This window comes from Candidatus Aminicenantes bacterium (assembly GCA_026393795.1).
Classification (GTDB): Bacteria; Acidobacteriota; Aminicenantia; order UBA2199; family UBA2199; genus UBA2199.
This window is the reverse complement of record JAPKZL010000293.1, coordinates 1-17,714: the sequence shown is the minus strand read 5'-3', so window position 1 is coordinate 17,714 and position 17,714 is coordinate 1. Positions and strand designations below refer to the sequence as shown.

Genomic DNA, 17,714 nt, shown 5'->3' with positions numbered 1-17,714 from the left:
GCAGATCCACCAGCAGATCGTCCAGGGATTGATAGCGCTCGGCCATCGCTTTGGCCAGGGTTTTATTCAGGATGTGTTCCAGCTGCAGAGGGACGCCGCTTCGCAAAGACGTCATGGGAGCCGGGGTTTCATTTTGGATTCCATAAATGATTGACTGCGGATAGTCGCCGGCAAATGGGGGGCGCCCAGCCAGCATCTCGTATAGGACGACCCCCAGGGACCAGATATCCGTGCGGCGGTCGACCGCCTCCCCCCGGGACTGCTCCGGGGACATGTAGGCGACTGTGCCCAATGTGATCCCGTCCTGGGTCAGAACCGAAGCGCCGGCCAGCTTGGCCAGGCCGAAGTCAAGGATCTTGACCAAGCCGTCCTCGCTGAGCAGGATATTGCCCGGCTTGATATCGCGGTGAATGATTCCTTTTTGGTGCGCCTTGGCCAGCCCTTCAGCAGTTTGCATGGTGATGCGTAGCGCTTCTGGAATGGGCAATGGCCCCTGGCGGACTCTTTCATTCAGAGTCTGGCCGGTGTAGCAGGCCATGACCATGAACACCAGGCCGTCACTGGTCTCGTTAATCTCGTGGACGGAACAGATGTTGGGGTGATCAAGGGCCGACGCGGCCCGCGCCTCATTAAAAAAACGACGTTTGATTTCCGGGTCGCGGGTGGCTTCCACTGGCAGGAATTTCAAGGCGACCATACGCCGCAGATTCAGGTCTTCGGCTTTGTACACCACTCCCATTCCACCGGCGCCCAGTTGGGAAATAATGCGATAATGTAAAACCGTCTTTCCGATCACTTCTCCCCCCAATTTGTCGCAGGCAGTGGACACATGGTGATACGATTGATGTGCCCTTCTTTCTCGCATTTTGGACATCTGCGAAAAACTTCTGTTGTGAGTATACTACCAAAGAATGATTTATTCTATTCAACCATTTAGAAAAAAGAGACGGCATTTTTGTTTGTTTTTTGGATTCGAACCCGGAGATTTCCCGTTAAACAAAAACTCTCATTTCAAGACCCCCTATTGTCTTCCCGGTTTTAAAACTTCAAGCGCAGGGAGGCGACCTTTGTCGAAAATTATCCGCCAGTGGCCGCGCAAAATCCCGCGGCGGCCAAAGAAAATGGCCTCCAGCGATACAAAAGCCTTGAAAGCCGCCCAGTCGCGGTCGGCCATGGTCTTGGCAAAAGCCGTTTCGGTCTCGCGCACTTGCCTGGCCAGCTCCCTCGTATCGGCGGCGATCGCTTGCGGCAGGGCCAGAACCAGGAGCGCGAGGGCAAGGATGAGCTTTTTCATTTTCGGCGTACTCCTTTTTTCAATAATCTATACGTATCATCTTCCTGCTTATTATATGGAAAATTCAACTTTTTTAAACCAGGAATGCCTTAAATTCATCGCTCTGCTCTTACCCAGTTGCTTGCACCGTCCCCGCTTCGCAGACATGGCCATTCGCCGGTTTTGCTTTGCAATAAAACATTTACAAACTTATAATCAAGCCAAGGAGAGAACGATGGCCATCATTGTTTTTTCGATCGCTGAAGCATTGAATATCCTCTGGAAAAACGTCGCGCGTCCGGACAGCATCAAGGATATTACCCCCGCGCCGGACGGCCTGACCATGGTCCTGCCCTTGGGCATCCGCATCGGCGTCAAACGGGAGTCGTTCGCCGATGGGATCCTGAAGTTGAAGATCGAGCCTGGCGGCTGGCTGTCCGGTCTCGCCGGCAACAGGATCGACAGGGAGATCGACAAGGCGATTGGCCCCATCGATTTCATCAAAAGAAAGGACAAGTCTATCCTGGTCGACTTGAACGGCGCGATCAACAAGAGCAAGGTCAAAGGAGTTTCGATAAAATCCTTTGATATAAGCGGCAATAACGTGACAATCGAGTTTTAATTTATTGGCTGTTGCTTAATTTCCATTTTTTGTATTCTTGGAGCTGTTGGTCGACCAAAGCCAGGCAGCCGGCAACGACCGCCGCGTCATCGATGTAGCCGACGATGGGAATGAAATCGGGTATTAAATCGAAGGGATTCAATACAAATAATAATGCGAATACGATGGCCGCGATCACCCAAAACGGAATCTTTTTGTAGCTTCCATCCATGTAATCCCTGACCAGCGAAAAGAACAATTTCACATCTGCGACAAACCGTCCCAACGGCCCGGCGTGCTCGAATTTGTATTCAATCTCCCTTTTTTTCTGCAGAACTTTTTCCACATCTTCTGCGGTAATTCTTTTGGCACCCTTATTTACAATTTTTTTACCTTCCGTGGCGGTAAATTTTTTTTTTGCCATCATTGCCTCCTTTCTAAAATGCGCTTATGCGGCGAAGCGCAACCGATGATTTCATGCGCCACCTCGTGGCCTGATTATAAAAACGTGGGTCGAAGAAAGCAAATCGGGCCGGTTTCCTAATATTTAAAGTTTATTGCTCAATTTTAAAAAAATATTTTTTTGTTGACAAATAGAGTAATTAAGGTTACTATATATGTAGTAACTGTTACTAAATTTAAAACAGTAGGTTACATTAAATAGGAGGAACAACATGGACAACAAAATCGAGATTTATGACCAGAAAAGAAAAAATTTCCGCGGCGGCTACATCCTTGGCGATATTGTATTTTTGATCGCATTTATCGTTCGCAGCGCCCTGAAGATCGGCGGCAAGGACACAGGGACCTTGTGGACCGGCCTGCACGTCGTCCTGGTGTTTTCCCTCCTCTGGTTGGCCTATTTCAGCATCAGACTGCTCTTCGTCGAACGCACGATTCGTCGGGACCCGGTCCTGAACGAAGCATTGCACAACGAGCTGGACCGGCTGAACGAGCTGAAGGCCTGGAGGATCGCCTTTTTCTCCCTGATCATCCTCAACCTCATTGCCGCCTACCTGTTCCATATCTTTGATATACCGCTCAAGGACCCCATTATCCTGATCGTCACCTCCCTGCTGGTCGGCTTCGGCAGCTTCGACCTGGCCCGCTACCTTCTGGACCGGTGAACCATGCCCGAAAAGAATCTGGTCAACACCCTCAAGGTGCAGCGGGCCAAAAAAGACCTCACCCAGGAACAGCTGGCCGAGCTGGTACAGGTGACGCGCAAGACGATCAACACCGTGGAAAACGGCATCTACATCCCATCAACCTACCTGGCCCTGAAATTGGCCGGCGTCCTGGGGGTCACGGTGGAAGAGCTGTTCCAGATCAGGGAAACGTAGCCGGTTGCCGATTGAAAATACTCCTCATGGCGGAGTATGATCAAACAGAAAAAAAGTGAAAAAGACCGCAGCGTTCCTTATATCGAGATCGGAGTCGCGCACCGTCGCCGACGCCCCTCCCCCCGGTCCTCGTTTGTAACTTCGGTCCTACGGCAGAAGCAGGCCAAGGGTCAAACCGGTGGCATGGTATCGCTAAAACTTAATTTATTTAAAAATGCCGAAATGTCCCAGGAGCCACCATAATAGAATGAAGAATACAATGGTCGAGAGGCATCCGGCACCCAGTTTCTTTGCGCCCCAGCCGGCCGCGATCGCCCTTAAAATCTTGCTCATTTCTCCTCCTGCTCCGGGCACCGTCCCCGATTGTCCGCTATTCGGCTCTTTTCTTGAGCGGGACGACTCCGGCCAGTTCTCCGATTACATTGACCAGTTCCGAGCCCAAGGGAACGACGATCTTGGCATTATCTTTCAAGGATACCTCGAGGGTCTGCAATTTTCTCAAAAGCTGGGCATTGCCGACAAAATATTGATTGGCCGCTTCATTCACCAGCTTGATCGCCTGGGCCTCGCCCTCGGCCGCCAGGATATTTGCCTGCCGGATCCCTTCCGCCTTTTTGATCTCCGCCCTTTTCTGGCCATCGGCAGTTGTTTCACAGGCAGTAGCAAAATCAATGGCCGCGATCTTTTCGTTTTCCGCCTTGACCACCTTGTTCATCGTTTCCTGGACATCCTTGGGCGGGTCGATTTCCTTTAATTCGGTGCGGACAATATCGATACCCCAACTGGATGTTTCAGAACAAAGTGTTTTAAGCAATTCCGAATTGATCTTGCTGCGTTCGGAATTGGCCGACTTCAAGGTCATCGTCCCGATGATGTTGCGCAAGGTCGTCCGGGCCAGGTTGACGATTTGATACTGGTAATTGTTGACATTGTACTGGGACCTCTTCACGCTTTCTTCATCGGGCTTGACCTTGAAATAGACTTGGGCGTCGACCCGGGCATTCAGGTTGTCATTGGTAATAATTTCCTGCGGCAGGGCGTCGACCATTTGCTCGGTGGAATTCACCGTAAACATGCGATCGATGATTGGAATGACCCAGTTGAAACCGGGGTGGGCAAAGCGCTTGTATTTCCCCAGCCTCTCAACCAACCCCCGGTGGGTGGGGCGGACGATCCGTATTCCGGAAAGAAATAAAAAAACAAAAAATCCGATCGAAACGAGTATGATGCCCAACGAACTTGTATCATTCATTTTAATTCCCTCCATCCGTCATTAATTAACCTATAAATGATTGAACAAATAAAGTCAAATCACCGATCACCAGTGTTGGTGTTAGTGTTAGTGAAAGTGTTAGCAGCGGGCACGTTGAAGATTTTTAAAGATTTCGCCTATTTTCTTCCTAACACTCGCTTTCGTAATTCAAAAAGGGATAACCGCCTTCAGAAACGACCCCAGGCGGGCGGTCAGCTTCTCCAGCTGCTCGAGGTCGGCCGGCGTGAAATCGGGCCCCGGCTCGTTGTAGACGCTGCGTTTGCGCGAGATTTGCACCACTCCCAGCCGTTTGCCGTCCACGGTGATGGCGGCGCCCATCATCTTCCAGATCAGACGCGAGCCGCCGTTCGACTCCTTGACGAACTCGTATTCGACCATGTGCTCGCGCTCGATCAGCCGGTTGTCGAGGAACGATTGGCCGCTGCGCAAAATGTTGGCGGCGATGGACAGCTTGGCCTTGACCGGCAATTCCTTGGCCTCGGCCAGGAAATCGGGCCAGAGAAAGGCGAGCGATTTTTTGTGCTTCCACAGGACGGCCACCTCATCCTTCTCGCCGCCAAAGGCCGCGGCCAAGAAATCGGCCATGCGGTTCATGGCCACCCGGAAGCGCTCCTCGGCGGAAAGCTCCGACGTGGCGACCAGCGTGCGCAATTCCTCGACCAGGACGTTGATGTCATTCATGGTGCGGGTTCTCCTGCCCCCTATCTTACCGCAGCCGCCAACGGGTTGCAAGCCCCGTTCCGGACCTTTTCATTTGCCGCGGCAGCCGCTACTTCTGCTCCACCAGCTCCACCCGCCGGTTCTTGGCCTTCCCTTCCTCCGAGCGGTTTGAGGCAACGGGACAGTACGGCCCGACCCCCGCCCCCTTGAGGCGGGCGGCGGCGATGCCCCTGCCCGTCAACGCCTTCACCACCGCATCGGCGCGGTCGGCCGACAATTTGAGATTAAAGTCCAATGCCCCGACATTGTCCGTGTGGCCCACAACATATAGCGCCAGGCCGTTGTTCTGTTTCAGAAGTTTCGTGATCTCTTCAAGGGCCGGGGTCGACTCCGGTTTCACGACCGACTTGCCCGTGTCAAAGTAGATGCCATACACGGCCGCTTTGCCGCTGGCAACGATGCTGGCGCTCAAGGCGGCCGCATCGGCAACCACCTCCTGCTTCATCGCCCCTGTTTCGACGACGATCACATCATAATTCCGGCCGTCATTGAAAGCCTCAACGTGAACATAGGTCACGCCGCCGTTCTTTTCGATCTTCCCCTCGACCACCCGCCCTTCGCTGGCCAGGATCTTGCCGTTGATTTTATTAACGGCATTCTCGTAATTGCGCGCAATCTGCAGCATGCTGGCCTGTTTTGCGCCGGTCTTGATATAGTAGGCCAGACGCGTAACCTTCCCCTCCCAGTTCTCATCCTGGCCCGACAGATAGGAAGATGTGAATTTGTCGAACTCCTTGACCTCATAATCGGAGATATAGTACCCCGGCATGCGCGTAAACAGCGAATGGTCCAGGCTGCCTTTGACATCCGACTCATTCTGCGCAAACGCAAATGAAGCAACTGACAAAACGAGCAATAGCCCGACGATTTTATAACGCCGCATTGGGACCTCCAGATGAAATGAATACCGTGCCCGGATTTTAAAGTAAAATGGCCTTGATTTCAAGGGCAGAGCCAATGCATCGATGAAAGGACCGGTCCCAAAGTGGCCTCCTGCCATCGATTGCTTCCCGGAAGCCGATTGCCTATAATGGACATGAACGGATCCTCGGATCGGCAACGGAGGCACAAATGGTAAAAGTGAAAATTTCAAACCAGGTTATTCCCTACCCCATGCCGATGACCATCGTCAGCGCCGTGGTGCAAGGGAAGGTCAACCACATGGCAGTGGCCTGGGTGACGCGGGTCAACAACCAGCCGCCGCTTCTCGGCGTCGCCCTGGGCAGTCACCACTACACCAACCAGGGGATCCACGAGAGCGGCGAGTTCGGCGTCAGCGTCCCGGGCTGCGCGCTGCTCAAGGCCACCGATTGGCTGGGGCTCGTTTCCGGCGCCAAGACCGACAAGAGCCGAATTTTCGAGGTCTTCTACGGCTCCCTGGCCCACGCCCCGCTGGTGGCCGACTGTCCGGTCAACATCGCCTGCCGGGTGGTCAAGACGGTGAAATTCCCGACCAACGAGCTGTTCGTCGGCGAGATTATCGAGGCCTTCTGCGGCAAGGAGTTCCTCGCCGGCGGGACTCCCAGCCTGGACAAGCTGCTGCCTTTCGTCCTCACCATGCCCGACAACCGCTACTGGTCGACGGGAGAGCCCCTGGGCCGGGCCTGGTCGATCGGCCGGGACTACAAAAAATGATGGGAAAGGAGCGGCATGCCCTACAATAAAAAGCTGGAAGCAAAGATCGACGCGCTGGCCGCTGCCGGATCGGAGAAGAGGAGGATGTTCGGCGGCATCGGCTACCTGTTCAACGGCAACATGGGTTTCGGCATCCACCGCGATTTCCTGGTCCTGCGCCTGGGCGAGGAAAGCGCCGCTCAAATAGTGAAGGAGAAAGGCGCTCGCCCCTTCGACATCACCGGCCGGCCCATGAAGGGCTGACTGATGGTCGAGGAACAGGGCTGGGGCGACGAGGGCAATCTGGCCGCCTGGCTCGGCCTGGCCCGGGAGCACGTCCTGGGGTTGCCGGCGAAATAATCGACCGCCCCTGCCGTCCTTGCTCCGGCTTCGGTTCGGGCCGGACTAAAAATTGACCACGGTCCAATAAACCCCCCGCACTACCTCGCTCATTTTTTCGAAATCGAGCGTTTGCGGCATGTCGCTTTTTTCATGGTAATGGGGGTTGCGGTAGAAGGCGGTATCGGTGATCATCACCGCCGGGATATCATAGCGCCAGTAATTCAAATGGTCGGAAAAATCGATGCCCGGTATCTGCTCCGGCGCATTGATCGAGCGGACATCGATGCGCGACCCGGCGCGCATCCATTTTTTTACGCGGCCGACCAGCTGGCGGTCGGACAGCCTGCCAACGATGGCGATGAAATTGCCGCGGCCGGGATAGAACGGCTTGAGCAATAAAAAGGGCATGGTCTGCGACCCGGGCTGTTCCGAGTAATAGCCGATCATTTCCAGGCAGAGCATGAGCTTGACCCCGGCGTTTTCCCGGCGCAGGGATTGGACATGGATGAAACTGCCCATGTTCTCGGTTTTAAAGAACGGCGGCTCCTCCAGGCAATAAGCCACCAATTCCAGGCCGTGCTTCAGCGGCGGCTTTTGCTCGCTGACCAAGCGCGCCAGTTCCAGCAAGCCGGCCACGCCGCTGGCATTGTCATCGGCCCCCGGCTGCGGGCCGCAGACATCGTAATGGGCGCCGACGACGATCCGTTCCCGGTTTCGCTCGCCGAAGCGGGCGACGATATTCTGATAGGACCGGCCCGCGACGGTGAAATACTGGCTTGAGCATTCCCAGCCCGCTTGTTTGAACTGTTCGACGATATAGAGCGCCGCCCGTTCCAGCGCCTCGGGGTGCAGGTAATCCCGCGATGGGCTGATGGCGCACAAGGCCTCGACATCGGCCCTGAGCCTGGGAATTTGCACCGGCAGCCGCGGCTGTTTGCTATCCATTCCCCAGCCCGGATTGACGATATAAAATACCAGCGCGCCGAAAAGCAAAACCAGGACCAATAAAATCCACGCCGCCCATTTCAGTATTTTTTTCATCACTCATTTTAGCATAAATCGCCACGTTCATGGTTCCGACGCAATCTTCAGGCTCGTCAGCAGGGGGACGCGCGGGATATTTCGCCAACGTTAGGCGCGGAAATTTTTTCAGCCGATCTCCTTCTGCATCCAGACCACGTCGAAGTCCTGGCCGTGCTTGCGGCCGTTTCCCGCCTAGTACCCTTGCCATTCGCGGGCGGAGGGCATACAATCGGTTTTTCGGAATCGTTGAAAAACAGGAGCGATCGTGACCGTTGTTGGAGACCCGCAACTAAAAGCTTCATCGCCAGTCCCCCAAGGGGACGCCACGGCCAAGCCGCCGGCAGCCAACCCCCCCAAGGGGACGGGCGCAACCGCCCAGCCGGTGATGGCCATCACCGCCGCCGGCACCCTGGCCATGGCCGGCTACGAGATGGTGCGCTCGGCCTCGGCCTCGGTCTTCCTGGCCCACCACTCGGCGGCGCGGCTCCCGGAGGCGCTGATGCTGGTGCCGCTGGCCATGTTCGCCTTCACCTGGCTCTTCAGCGTATCGCTGCGCCATCTGGGTCCGGCCCGGACCTTCATCGCCACCCTGCTCATTTCCGGTTTCGTGCTGGCCGGGGCGGCGGAGGCCGTGCGCCGCGGCATCCCCGGCTCCCCCTTCCTGCTCTATATTTTCGGCCAGGCCTATATCGTCTTCATCGTCGAGGAGGTGTGGGCCTTCATCAACAGCCTCTTCGTCCCTGCCCAGGGCAAGCGCTGGAACGGCATGATCATCGCCGTCAGCACCGCCGGCTCGGTGACCGGCGGCTTGCTCACCGGCCGCCTCTCGGTGGCCATCGGCTCGGAGCGCCTCGTGTGGATCGCCGCCGGCCTCACCATCGCCGCCTCCCTGCTCGGCCGCCTGGCCTTCCGCCTGGCCGGGGAGCGGCCCGCTCCTCCCGACCGTCCGCCGGAGAAGCTGGCTGACCACTTCGCCTGTGACCTGCTGCGCACCGGCCCTACCATCCGCCGCTTGGCCCTGATCGTGGTCGCCGCCCAGTCGGTGGCGGTGCTGCTGGACATCGCCTTCCACCAGGCGCTGCAAACCGCGATGCCGCAGCAGGACCCGCGCACCGCTTTTCTCGGCTACTTCTGGTCGGCGGTCAACCTCTTCGCGCTGGCGCTGCAGCTCGGCCTCTGCCCGTTCCTGTTGTCGCGCCTGCCGCTGCGCCGCATCCACGGCGGCATCCCGATTCTCTTTGGCCTGACCGCCCTGGCCGCGGTGGCCTTCCCGATCCTGCCCGTTTTGGGCGCCGCCTTCTTCATCCTCAAGACCGTCGACTACTCGGTTTTCCGCGCCGCCAAGGAGGTCCTCTACATCCCCCTCTCCTTCACCGCCCGCTACCGCGCCAAGATGACGGTGGACGCCCTGATCTACCGCTCATCCAAGGGGGTGGTCTCGGCCCTCCTCTCCCTCTCCAGCCGGGTCTTCGGCTTGCTCCCCCTGCGCCTCTACCCGCTGCTGGTGGTGTTCCTGTGCGGCGGCTGGAACCGCTTCACCCGCGGCCTGCCCGAGCCCCCGGGTGCCCCGCCGGGAAAATCCTGAACCTGGAGACCTTACCCCAGGATGCCCCGCTATTGACATCAACGCCACGTATGGCAAAATAGGACAACCCCCAAGGAGGCGACCATGAAGGTTGTGGCATTTTCCGGCTCGGCGCGCCCGGACGGCAACACGGCCCTGCTCGTCGGCCAGGTTTTTACGGAGCTGGCCGCGGCGGGAATAGAAACCGAGCTCGTGCAGCTGGCCGGGAAAAACATCCACGGCTGCCGGGCCTGCTACGGCTGCTTCAAGAAAAAAGACGGCCGCTGCAGTTTCGACGACGATTTCGCCAACGCCTGCATCGCCAAGATGGCCGGCGCCGACGGCATCATCCTGGCCTCGCCGACCTACTTTGCCGACGTCAGCAGCGAGATGAAGGCCTTGATCGACCGCGCCGGCTTCGTGGCCCGGGCCAACGGGAACATGCTGAAACGTAAACCCGGGGCGGCGGTGGTGGCGGTGCACCGGGCCGGGGCGATCCACGCCTTCGACACCCTCAACCACTTCTTCCTGATCTCGGAGATGATCATCCCCGGTTCCAGCTACTGGAACGTCGGCATCGGTCGGGAAAAAGGCGACGTGGAAAAGGACGAGGAGGGCGTGAGCACCATGCGCACCCTCGGCAGCAACCTGGCCTGGCTGCTGCAAAAGATCAGCTGAAAAATTCCCTTTGCAGGACGGGAGCGGTGATCGTGCCGCTGGGGCCGTCGCCCCTTGAAACGCAGACGGCAACCTTGCCCGCGAGGGCCGCGAAGATCTCGGCCACGTCTTTATGGGTGAAGCCCGGGCAAAGCAGCACCGAGTCTATTTTTTCTTTTTCATGAAGGTCCCGGCAAACCCCGATCGCTTCAGCCTGGGAGCGCACCACATAAGTGTAAAGTTTGTATTTCCCGGTATCGATCAGAGTGTGGTGTTTCGCGACATCGGCATCAGGCGCGTGGGCGATGAAAACCGCTTTAAAAGCCATGTTCAACCTCCTATAGCATCACTAGATGCCTCGCAAAGCCTCGGCATAGTGATGCTATCCCTTTTTTTCATTGGCACATTTTTTTCATTAAAGCTTCCTCGAACGAGCCGGGCTGCACGTCTTGCCATTCCAGAAATTTTTCGGGGTCAACGGGATCCTGGTAGCGGACCATCTTTTTAGCGCAATCGATCTCGACCTCTCCCAGGATCTCCGTTTCGCACTTGTCCCCCCACAGCAGGAAGCGGACCACGTCCCCCTCATGGCGCAAGCTCTGGGTATTGTAATAATAGTCATGCTCGTTCTGGCTGGTCAGGAAAATGCATTCGTCCGCCGCTAAAAATTCGGGAACCATCAGCGCGGAAATTATCGCCATCAGGATGATCCATTTCATTTTTGTCATGTTTTTCTCCTCTTCCCGTCAATCAGGGATGGCGCCAGCATTTCAGGAAAGCCGGCCTTGCCCTTAGCATGGTTTCACCCTAGCTTGTAAAATGCAAAGATGCAAGCAACGTCCCCATTATTTCTCTTCTACCTAAACTAGGACAATGTCTCCGGACCCATTCCCGGCTCGTTCGCTCCCCCGATGTCAGGTCTAAAAAAGAACGGGGACGGATCATGAAAAAAGGAAACAGCGTGCGCTCACACCAACACGCCGCCCCAGTTGGCGACAGGGCAGTTTTGGTCTCCTTCCAGGCTTTTGAGAATTCCCTGTATGACGGCCTGGCATTCGGCCTTGTCACGGCAGGCCATGAGTTGTTTTCTTTCCTTGTCCAATAGGTCCGAGTCCTGCGCCGGATCCACCAGCAATTGGCACGATATGATTTTACCCGGGGCTTGGCCGCGAATGACGCTGTTGCAATAGCCGGGGGCATAAGGCCCCCAGAAAAATATGGCCAGGCCGGCCGCGCTGCCGGACGCAGGACAAACATTCAGCGCGTTGCCTTCGCGCGGAAAGTTTGACATCACTACCGCCTTTTTAGCGCCGGCCCTGATCGTTGCCGTGGTTTGCCGCAGCCAGTTCAGGCTGCATGAGTCGTTCACATGGATATCGTATTGCTCGGAGAGGCTGCTTTTTCTTAATTGCTCGGCCAGGCTCTTATCCCACCCCCCGACAATGATCACCCGCTCGGGATGCAGTCTGTCGATTTCGCTCAACACGTGCTGCGCCCTGGGATTGGTCACGGTTCCCGTTTTTGAAAAAGACAACAAGTCAATGGCCGGCTGGACTGAGTCGTTCATTTCTTTCCTCCATATGGTTTTTTTATGCCAGGTCTTTCATTATGAGTCGATACCCCAATGCTTCTTTTTAGTTCCTAGTTTTCCGCCAACTGACGATTCCTTGGATCAGGTTGACTCCCGAAGCTACGCCACAGGCAAAAAACAAAAGGAATTTTCCCAAAGACACTCCGCTTTGAGTGTAAAACACGATCGCGGCACACAGGAAAACGAGGCTCAAAGCAAAATATTGCAGGTAACCTTTTTTCATTTCTCAGATCCTCCCGAGCTTGGTTTCAAAATTTCCTGGTTGGAGCTGACCATCAATGCCGGCAGACGGTTCTTGTTTTTTGCATGATTGACCAAGCCATCTTGGAAGTCAATGATCCAGGACAAGGATTCCGTGAAGCTGTCTCCGGTCCAAATCGATTGGATGTCTTCGCCAAAAATGGCATTCAAGAATGTTTTTCCGTCATCCGGGTTGTTTTCCAAAAGGGATGCCGCCTCCTCGACCGTCGGCAGGCGCCAGTCGCTGATGCCGCCGTAACCGAGACGATTCAGGGATCCGATCCACTCTTTGGTTTTTTCCAGGTTCATTTTGACCGGATGCTGCTGCCTCATCCAGGCAAGCCGCGTGGCGCGGTCAAGAACCACGCGCAATCCCGCCGCGTTTTTTATCTCATACTCATGCCTGAAATTCCCGGCGGGATTCTTTTCGGCATCAAACATATTCTTGCCGCCCAGCATGTCGGAAATTTCCTGCTCGTTCAGAGACTTGTACTCCCGCCGCAATGCGGCCGCAACCGGCTCGATCTTCACGGCGGCATGGTCCGCTTCGGCAATTTTCAAGGATTTTTTATCGTTTTGATTCAGGGCGGATCTATTCTTCTTCATTTCCGCGAAAGTTTCGAAGCGGGTCTCCAGAATGGCCGGGACGGCCAGTTCGGTTTTGTGCTGGGGGGGGTCAGCGATTTCCAGGACCAGCGCCGGGCTTTCATGATCTGAGCTCCCCGTTTTTTTAGTGTAAATAAGAAAAATGATTAGCAGCGCTAAAGCGATTATCCCAATTATGGAAAATGGAAAAAACAAGGTCCTGGCGGCAGGCGGCTTCTTTTCAGACGCGCTTTGGACCGGAACAGCCATTTGGCCCGTGCTTTCAGGGATTTTATTCTCTGCTTCGCGCTGGGCATCGATCGACTGCTGGACGCGCTGCAGCTTGGTGCGCGCGGATTCATTCCCATAGTGAAGGGCTTTTTTGAACCATTCCAGGGCGTTTGCTTCGCTTTTTTCAGCTCCGATTCCATCCAGATACATATCCGCGACTGCGGCCATGGCCTTGGCATCGCCTGCAGACGCGGCTATTATTTTGTTCTTTAATCTCTCTTTTGGATCCGCCTCTTGTTTTATTTTTAATAATTCAGCTTGCGCTTTTTCATTGCCTTTTTCAGCTGCTTTGACATACCACTTTTTTGCCTCATTTATATTTTCCTCGACGCCAAGACCTTTTTGATAAATATGGCCCAAACATACTTGCGCCGCATCGAGACCCTTTTCGGCCGCTTGGAGATACCACTCGCGCGCTTTCTGAAAATCACGCTCTACGCCCCATCCCTGCTCATACAAATAACCCAGATCGTTTTGGGCAATGATATTTCCTTGCCTGGCCGACTTCTGAATCCAGGCAAACGCTTTCTTATTGTCCTGCGCAACCCCCTTTCCGTCCTTGTACATCCCCCCTAACAGGAGTTGGGCCTTGGCGTTGCCTTGTTCCGCCGATTTCTGAACCCAGGCGAATCCATTCTTCAAATCCTGCTCGACTCCGTTTCCATCGCAGTACAGGGTTCCCAACCGGAGTTGAGCCGGGGCATGGCCTTGTTCAGCCGATTTCTGGAAACAGTTGAATGCTTTTTGAGGATCCTGTCCAACACCCAATCCATTCAGATACATATCTCCCAATCTGGCTTGCCCAAGAGCATTGTTTTGGGCGGCTGATTTTTCATACAATTCCAGCGCTTTCCGGAAATCTTTGTCCACGCCCAGACCCTTCTCATACATGTATCCCAAATTGGCTTGAGCCACATCGTTGTCCTGCTCAACTGATTTCTGATACCATGCCAGCGCCTCTTGGTAATCCCGATCGACGGCCACTCCATGTAAATACATGCCTGCCAATTGCGCCTGACTATGACCGTTCCCCTGTTGTGCTGATTCCCGATACAATTTCAAAGCCTTCCGTTTATCCGCCTTGACTCCCGAACCGAGCCAATACATGTCTCCCAATCTGGCCTGGCTGTGATGATTGCCCTGGATCGCCGACGCCTGGAAACAATCGAACGCTTTTTCGTAATCCCTTTCCGTCCCGATTCCCCGGTAATACATGTCGCCCAATCGGGCTTGTCCAAGAGCATTGCCCGCTTCAGCCGATTCGCGGTACAGGGCAAGGGCCTTCTGGTAATCCTGATCGACTGCCAAGCCCTGTTCATACATGGTTCCCAATTGGGTTTTGCTGCTATCGTTGCCCTGTTCGGCCGATTTGAGATACCATTCGAATGCTTTTTTGTAATCCCGATCGGTCCCGATTCCCTTTAAATACATATCTCCCAATCGTTCCTGGGCGCAATCGTCGCCGTCTTTGGCTGATTTTTTATACCATTTTAATACCATGGAATAATCTTGCTTGAGCGTCCCGCATTTTTCACATTTTTTGACGCTCGGTCCCAGCCGTTCACCGCAGACAAAGCAAACAACGACGTCGGGGTTATTCCCCTTGCCGAAATTCATATAGGGATTTTTTTTAATCGCCTGGGAATGAGCGCGGTTTATGGTACACGTGACACAGAATTTCATATCGTCCTTGATGACGGCTCCGCAAATCTGGCAGCGGATCATCGGTTCAACTCCATGATGGCTCGCTGGAAGCAAAGCCTAGGGTGCAACCGGCATCTTGCCAAAGCACGTCGTCGCTGTTTTTGAACGATGGTTCAAACATGGCTCCGCTTTATCCCCCCGGAGTATTATAAACCACCCGCATTATTTTTTAAACCCCGGCGCTAAAGCGCCTATTCAAGAGACCGTCAATTGGATGCGCAGCGGCCTTAACATGAGATCGTCATATCGGGGCAATTGTTACAATGAAAGACCTGGCACCAATATCAGTCCCTTCTTTCCAAAAAGAGAGAAATCATGCATAATTCATCTAGGCATGCAAAAATGAAAACGACGAAAAATCTCAATTGGCTGCGCTTCCTGGCAGTGGGCATTTTTCTCTTCCTGGTTATATCCCTGGCCGCTTGCCATTCGTCCAAGCCTAATCCCACCGAAAACGATTCCACTGAAGAACCCACTGAATACACGTTCGCCCCGCTCGGCTTTCCCATTGCCCAACCCAACGACATCGTCTACCTGGCCGCATTCGGCATCCCCAACTGGAGCGGCACCGAGCCGCACAACGGCATCGATCTGGTTATCGATGAAAGCCTGGCCAGCACACGCATCATCTCGCCGACGATCGGCGTGGTCAAAGGGATCGCCATGAGCGAAAATCCTTACTCGCACCCTCCCGGGCAACTCATCCTGACCGTCACCGTATACGTTAATTCCGAGTGGACCGTGAGCTTCATTATCGAACCGGGCACCACCAATGCGGATATCAAGACCGCCCAGAGAAACGCCGTGTTGGTTGCCGAGGGGCAGACGGTCAAGCCCGGAGATCCAATCGCCGACCTGCTGGTGGGCGAGATCGGGCACCCCTGCCTGCACTTCATGGTAAGCCACAACAATACCATCGTCTGCGCCTACCTGCACTCTTCCCCCCAGGCGCAGGGCATCTACGACGAAATCGTCAGAACGCACACAAACAGCTACCTCCCCAACGGCAAAATCTGCTACGTTGACGAATTCTGAGAGACGAACAACAACGCAGAGCCTGCCCCCTGAATATGCTTCCGGGGTCACTGCCGGGAATAACTAATAGAGTTGGCTGCGCAGGTAATCGTTGCGTCTTTCCAACCAATTGATCTCTTGTTCCAGTTCGCTGATTTTTCTATAGCTGCCTCCGCAGCGTTCGAGTCTATTTATTTTCTTTTCCAATTTCCAGATGCGTTTTTCATTTCTGCGAATTTCACTGGCGATCTGCCGCCCTGGGTGATTTTGGTATTGGCCATAGCGATAGTTGTGGTGATTAAACAATGGGAAATTCCTGTGCAGGGTAAAACCAATTCCGCCACGGGTGTGCCATGGCTGGCCATTTCTCCTATGATAGGCCTGAAGACCCAAGCTAGTGACCATGAATAACCCGATTATTGATGCGATTAATAGTATTCGTTTCATTTTATGCCTCCGCCATTATCATGCAAGGTTGTTGCCAACTTTTTCAGCTGAAATTGTCCTTTTTATAGGACAGATCGTATCCTTTTATGTATCAGATCATGGCATGGCTTGGTTGCCAGCGCAGGGCAGAACAGGGGACGGACGATCGGGAGCCGGGGGGCAGGGGGGATAACGATCTGTCAGCGTTTCAAAGCGCTCGCGCTGGAGAAGGTATTCATAGGCCAGCATCCCTTCGCTGACATCCATGTTCGGGGTAAACACGGTATCGGGGCCTGGGGGCGGCAGCCATAACGGCCGGCCGTCGGCGCTCCGTCCTTTGGCAATGAAGACGAACTCCGCGCCGGCGCTCCCGGGAAATCCGGCGTAGCCGGTGCCCTGGGGGCTGTCGGTGATGCCCAAGCGGAAAAGCGAATAGTGCCCGCCCTCAAAGCTGAGATCGCCCTGGGCGTCGACCAGATAGCCGCTAACGGCCCCGGCGATCCAGGTGACCTCACAGATGCACAGGCGGCCGACCCCGCGTTTACGGAATATCTCTACGGCCCGGTCAATCGCCTCTGCGGCGGTCAGGACGCCCTTTTTTTCAAATTCAGCCTTGAACATCTCGGGATAATCCTGGATCCTGGCCTGGGGATGAACGAAACTGCGGTTGCGGGCCCCCTCCTGGCCGGCCCACACCGAGGAGGCGCAGGCTGCGGCCAGGCAGGCAAGAAAAAAAAGGGCGCCAGTACGCAGCGGCCTTGACATGAGATCATCATATCAGACCAGATGTTAAAATGAAAGACCTGGCATCAATGACCTTTTAAGCCGCCAACCGTTCCACACAAAGTCAGGCTCCAGGAAGGATTCCTCCCTCCTCGCCAAGGTCTCTTTCGCGGCAATGATCGTCCTGATAATAATTTTGCTTCTTCTCGCCATATGGTTGGTCAAAATGATCAGGTCCGAAAAAGATTCTATCGTAGCCTTCCAGTCATAGATACCACCGGGGCCTAAAACCGTGAGGGTCCCCTGGATACTGCGCCCATCCTGGGCAAGCGTACCCTCGTAATCGACATCATAGCCGTTGGTTTGCTGCCGGCTCTGGATTCGTACCACGCGGCCCTGAACCGCCATCGCAAGCACACCGGTCACTTTTTGGCTGCCGTTGAACCAAACGCCATCGAAAACGGAGCTACCGCCGCGCCGCGTCCAAGTGGCCGTCCAACCTCCGTATTCCGTGACGCGCCAAACCCTGCCCAGGAGCGCTTGATCAGGCGGTATGTTAATGTTATCTGCCGGGGGGGACGCAGCGGCGGATTCTATCGTAGCCTTCCAGTCATAGATACCACCGGGGCCTAAAACCGTGAGGGTCCCCTGGATACTGCGCCCATCCTGGGCAAGCGTACCCTCGTAATCGACATCATAGCCGTTGGTTTGCTGCCGGCTCTGGATTCGT

At 55.0% G+C, this 17,714-nt stretch carries 23 protein-coding genes; 8 read left to right on the top strand and 15 right to left on the bottom strand.

Annotated elements, in window-relative coordinates:
- Nucleotides 1-796, bottom strand: a 796-nt coding sequence (locus NTW95_14470) for a serine/threonine-protein kinase (GenBank protein MCX6558612.1), incomplete at its 3' end; no start/stop codon positions are given.
- Between the two features lie 225 nt (nt 797-1,021).
- Nucleotides 1,022-1,294: a hypothetical protein gene (locus NTW95_14465; protein ID MCX6558611.1), complete on the bottom strand. Its 273-nt coding sequence runs from the start codon at nt 1,292-1,294 to the stop codon at nt 1,022-1,024.
- 214 nt (nt 1,295-1,508) lie between these two features.
- On the opposite strand from NTW95_14465, the gene NTW95_14460 reads away from it, so the two are divergent.
- On the top strand, nt 1,509-1,895 hold the full coding sequence (locus NTW95_14460) for a hypothetical protein (GenBank protein MCX6558610.1): 387 nt from the start codon (nt 1,509-1,511) through the stop codon (nt 1,893-1,895).
- Between the two features lies 1 nt (nt 1,896).
- Here NTW95_14460 and NTW95_14455 read toward each other — a convergent pair whose 3' ends face one another.
- Nucleotides 1,897-2,298 (bottom strand): YkvA family protein, encoded by a 402-nt coding sequence (locus NTW95_14455; protein MCX6558609.1) that lies wholly within the window; start codon nt 2,296-2,298, stop codon nt 1,897-1,899.
- A gap of 250 nt (nt 2,299-2,548) precedes the next feature.
- Here NTW95_14455 and NTW95_14450 point away from each other — a divergent pair, with 250 nt between their 5' ends.
- Together NTW95_14450 and NTW95_14445 are read left to right on the top strand one after the other, a co-directional pair.
- Nucleotides 2,549-3,001, top strand: a complete 453-nt coding sequence (locus NTW95_14450) for a hypothetical protein (protein ID MCX6558608.1) — start codon at nt 2,549-2,551, stop codon at nt 2,999-3,001.
- Between the two features lie 3 nt (nt 3,002-3,004).
- Nucleotides 3,005-3,217 carry a helix-turn-helix transcriptional regulator gene (locus tag NTW95_14445; protein ID MCX6558607.1) on the top strand — a complete coding sequence of 71 codons (213 nt, stop codon included), beginning with the start codon at nt 3,005-3,007 and terminating at the stop codon, nt 3,215-3,217.
- A gap of 204 nt (nt 3,218-3,421) precedes the next feature.
- On the opposite strand, the gene NTW95_14440 is transcribed toward NTW95_14445, so the two are convergent.
- From NTW95_14440 to NTW95_14425, 4 genes are all read right to left on the bottom strand, one after another.
- Nucleotides 3,422-3,550, bottom strand: coding sequence for a hypothetical protein (locus tag NTW95_14440; GenBank protein ID MCX6558606.1), 129 nt, complete (start codon nt 3,548-3,550; stop codon nt 3,422-3,424).
- A 37-nt stretch (nt 3,551-3,587) separates the two neighbouring features.
- Nucleotides 3,588-4,469 carry an SPFH/Band 7/PHB domain protein gene (locus NTW95_14435; GenBank protein MCX6558605.1) on the bottom strand — a complete coding sequence of 294 codons (882 nt, stop codon included), beginning with the start codon at nt 4,467-4,469 and terminating at the stop codon, nt 3,588-3,590.
- Between the two features lie 168 nt (nt 4,470-4,637).
- The gene (locus NTW95_14430) at nt 4,638-5,171 is read right to left on the bottom strand and encodes a GAF domain-containing protein (GenBank protein ID MCX6558604.1); all 534 of its coding nucleotides are present in this window, start codon (nt 5,169-5,171) and stop codon (nt 4,638-4,640) included.
- Nucleotides 5,172-5,259: 88 nt separating this feature from the next.
- Nucleotides 5,260-6,093 (bottom strand): OmpA family protein, encoded by an 834-nt coding sequence (locus NTW95_14425; protein ID MCX6558603.1) that lies wholly within the window; start codon nt 6,091-6,093, stop codon nt 5,260-5,262.
- A gap of 188 nt (nt 6,094-6,281) precedes the next feature.
- Between NTW95_14425 and NTW95_14420 the strand changes: the two genes are divergently transcribed.
- The gene (locus NTW95_14420) at nt 6,282-6,845 is read left to right on the top strand and encodes a flavin reductase family protein (protein MCX6558602.1); all 564 of its coding nucleotides are present in this window, start codon (nt 6,282-6,284) and stop codon (nt 6,843-6,845) included.
- 15 nt (nt 6,846-6,860) lie between these two features.
- On the top strand, nt 6,861-7,088 hold the full coding sequence (locus tag NTW95_14415; GenBank protein MCX6558601.1) for a TfoX/Sxy family protein: 228 nt from the start codon (nt 6,861-6,863) through the stop codon (nt 7,086-7,088).
- Nucleotides 7,089-7,229: 141 nt separating this feature from the next.
- Here the strand turns inward: NTW95_14415 and NTW95_14410 are convergent, their stop codons facing one another.
- A complete protein-coding gene (locus tag NTW95_14410) occupies nt 7,230-8,207 on the bottom strand; it encodes a M28 family peptidase (GenBank protein MCX6558600.1) in 978 nt (325 codons plus the stop codon).
- 247 nt (nt 8,208-8,454) lie between these two features.
- On the opposite strand from NTW95_14410, the gene NTW95_14405 reads away from it, so the two are divergent.
- Complete coding sequence (locus NTW95_14405; protein ID MCX6558599.1) at nt 8,455-9,774, top strand: hypothetical protein; 1,320 nt, start codon at nt 8,455-8,457, stop codon at nt 9,772-9,774.
- Between the two features lie 84 nt (nt 9,775-9,858).
- Nucleotides 9,859-10,431 carry a flavodoxin family protein gene (locus NTW95_14400; GenBank protein ID MCX6558598.1) on the top strand — a complete coding sequence of 191 codons (573 nt, stop codon included), beginning with the start codon at nt 9,859-9,861 and terminating at the stop codon, nt 10,429-10,431.
- Here NTW95_14400 and NTW95_14395 read toward each other — a convergent pair.
- From NTW95_14395 to NTW95_14380, 4 genes are all read right to left on the bottom strand, one after another.
- Nucleotides 10,424-10,738: a DUF6506 family protein gene (locus tag NTW95_14395; GenBank protein ID MCX6558597.1), complete on the bottom strand. Its 315-nt coding sequence runs from the start codon at nt 10,736-10,738 to the stop codon at nt 10,424-10,426. The genes NTW95_14400 and NTW95_14395 overlap by 8 nt on opposite strands.
- Nucleotides 10,739-10,805: 67 nt before the next feature.
- A complete protein-coding gene (locus NTW95_14390) occupies nt 10,806-11,138 on the bottom strand; it encodes a hypothetical protein (protein ID MCX6558596.1) in 333 nt (110 codons plus the stop codon).
- Between the two features lie 239 nt (nt 11,139-11,377).
- The gene (locus NTW95_14385; protein MCX6558595.1) at nt 11,378-11,977 is read right to left on the bottom strand and encodes a hypothetical protein; all 600 of its coding nucleotides are present in this window, start codon (nt 11,975-11,977) and stop codon (nt 11,378-11,380) included.
- A gap of 243 nt (nt 11,978-12,220) precedes the next feature.
- Nucleotides 12,221-14,842: a DUF1566 domain-containing protein gene (locus NTW95_14380; protein ID MCX6558594.1), complete on the bottom strand. Its 2,622-nt coding sequence runs from the start codon at nt 14,840-14,842 to the stop codon at nt 12,221-12,223.
- Between the two features lie 321 nt (nt 14,843-15,163).
- Here NTW95_14380 and NTW95_14375 point away from each other — a divergent pair, with 321 nt between their 5' ends.
- Nucleotides 15,164-15,856: a hypothetical protein gene (locus NTW95_14375; GenBank protein ID MCX6558593.1), complete on the top strand. Its 693-nt coding sequence runs from the start codon at nt 15,164-15,166 to the stop codon at nt 15,854-15,856.
- 63 nt (nt 15,857-15,919) lie between these two features.
- Here the strand turns inward: NTW95_14375 and NTW95_14370 are convergent, their stop codons facing one another.
- The 3 genes from NTW95_14370 to NTW95_14360 form a co-directional block, all read right to left on the bottom strand.
- On the bottom strand, nt 15,920-16,282 hold the full coding sequence (locus tag NTW95_14370) for a hypothetical protein (GenBank protein ID MCX6558592.1): 363 nt from the start codon (nt 16,280-16,282) through the stop codon (nt 15,920-15,922).
- A gap of 96 nt (nt 16,283-16,378) precedes the next feature.
- The gene (locus NTW95_14365) at nt 16,379-17,026 is read right to left on the bottom strand and encodes a hypothetical protein (GenBank protein ID MCX6558591.1); all 648 of its coding nucleotides are present in this window, start codon (nt 17,024-17,026) and stop codon (nt 16,379-16,381) included.
- 24 nt (nt 17,027-17,050) lie between these two features.
- A partial coding sequence (locus NTW95_14360; protein MCX6558590.1) for a hypothetical protein occupies nt 17,051-17,714 on the bottom strand: 664 nt, incomplete at its 5' end.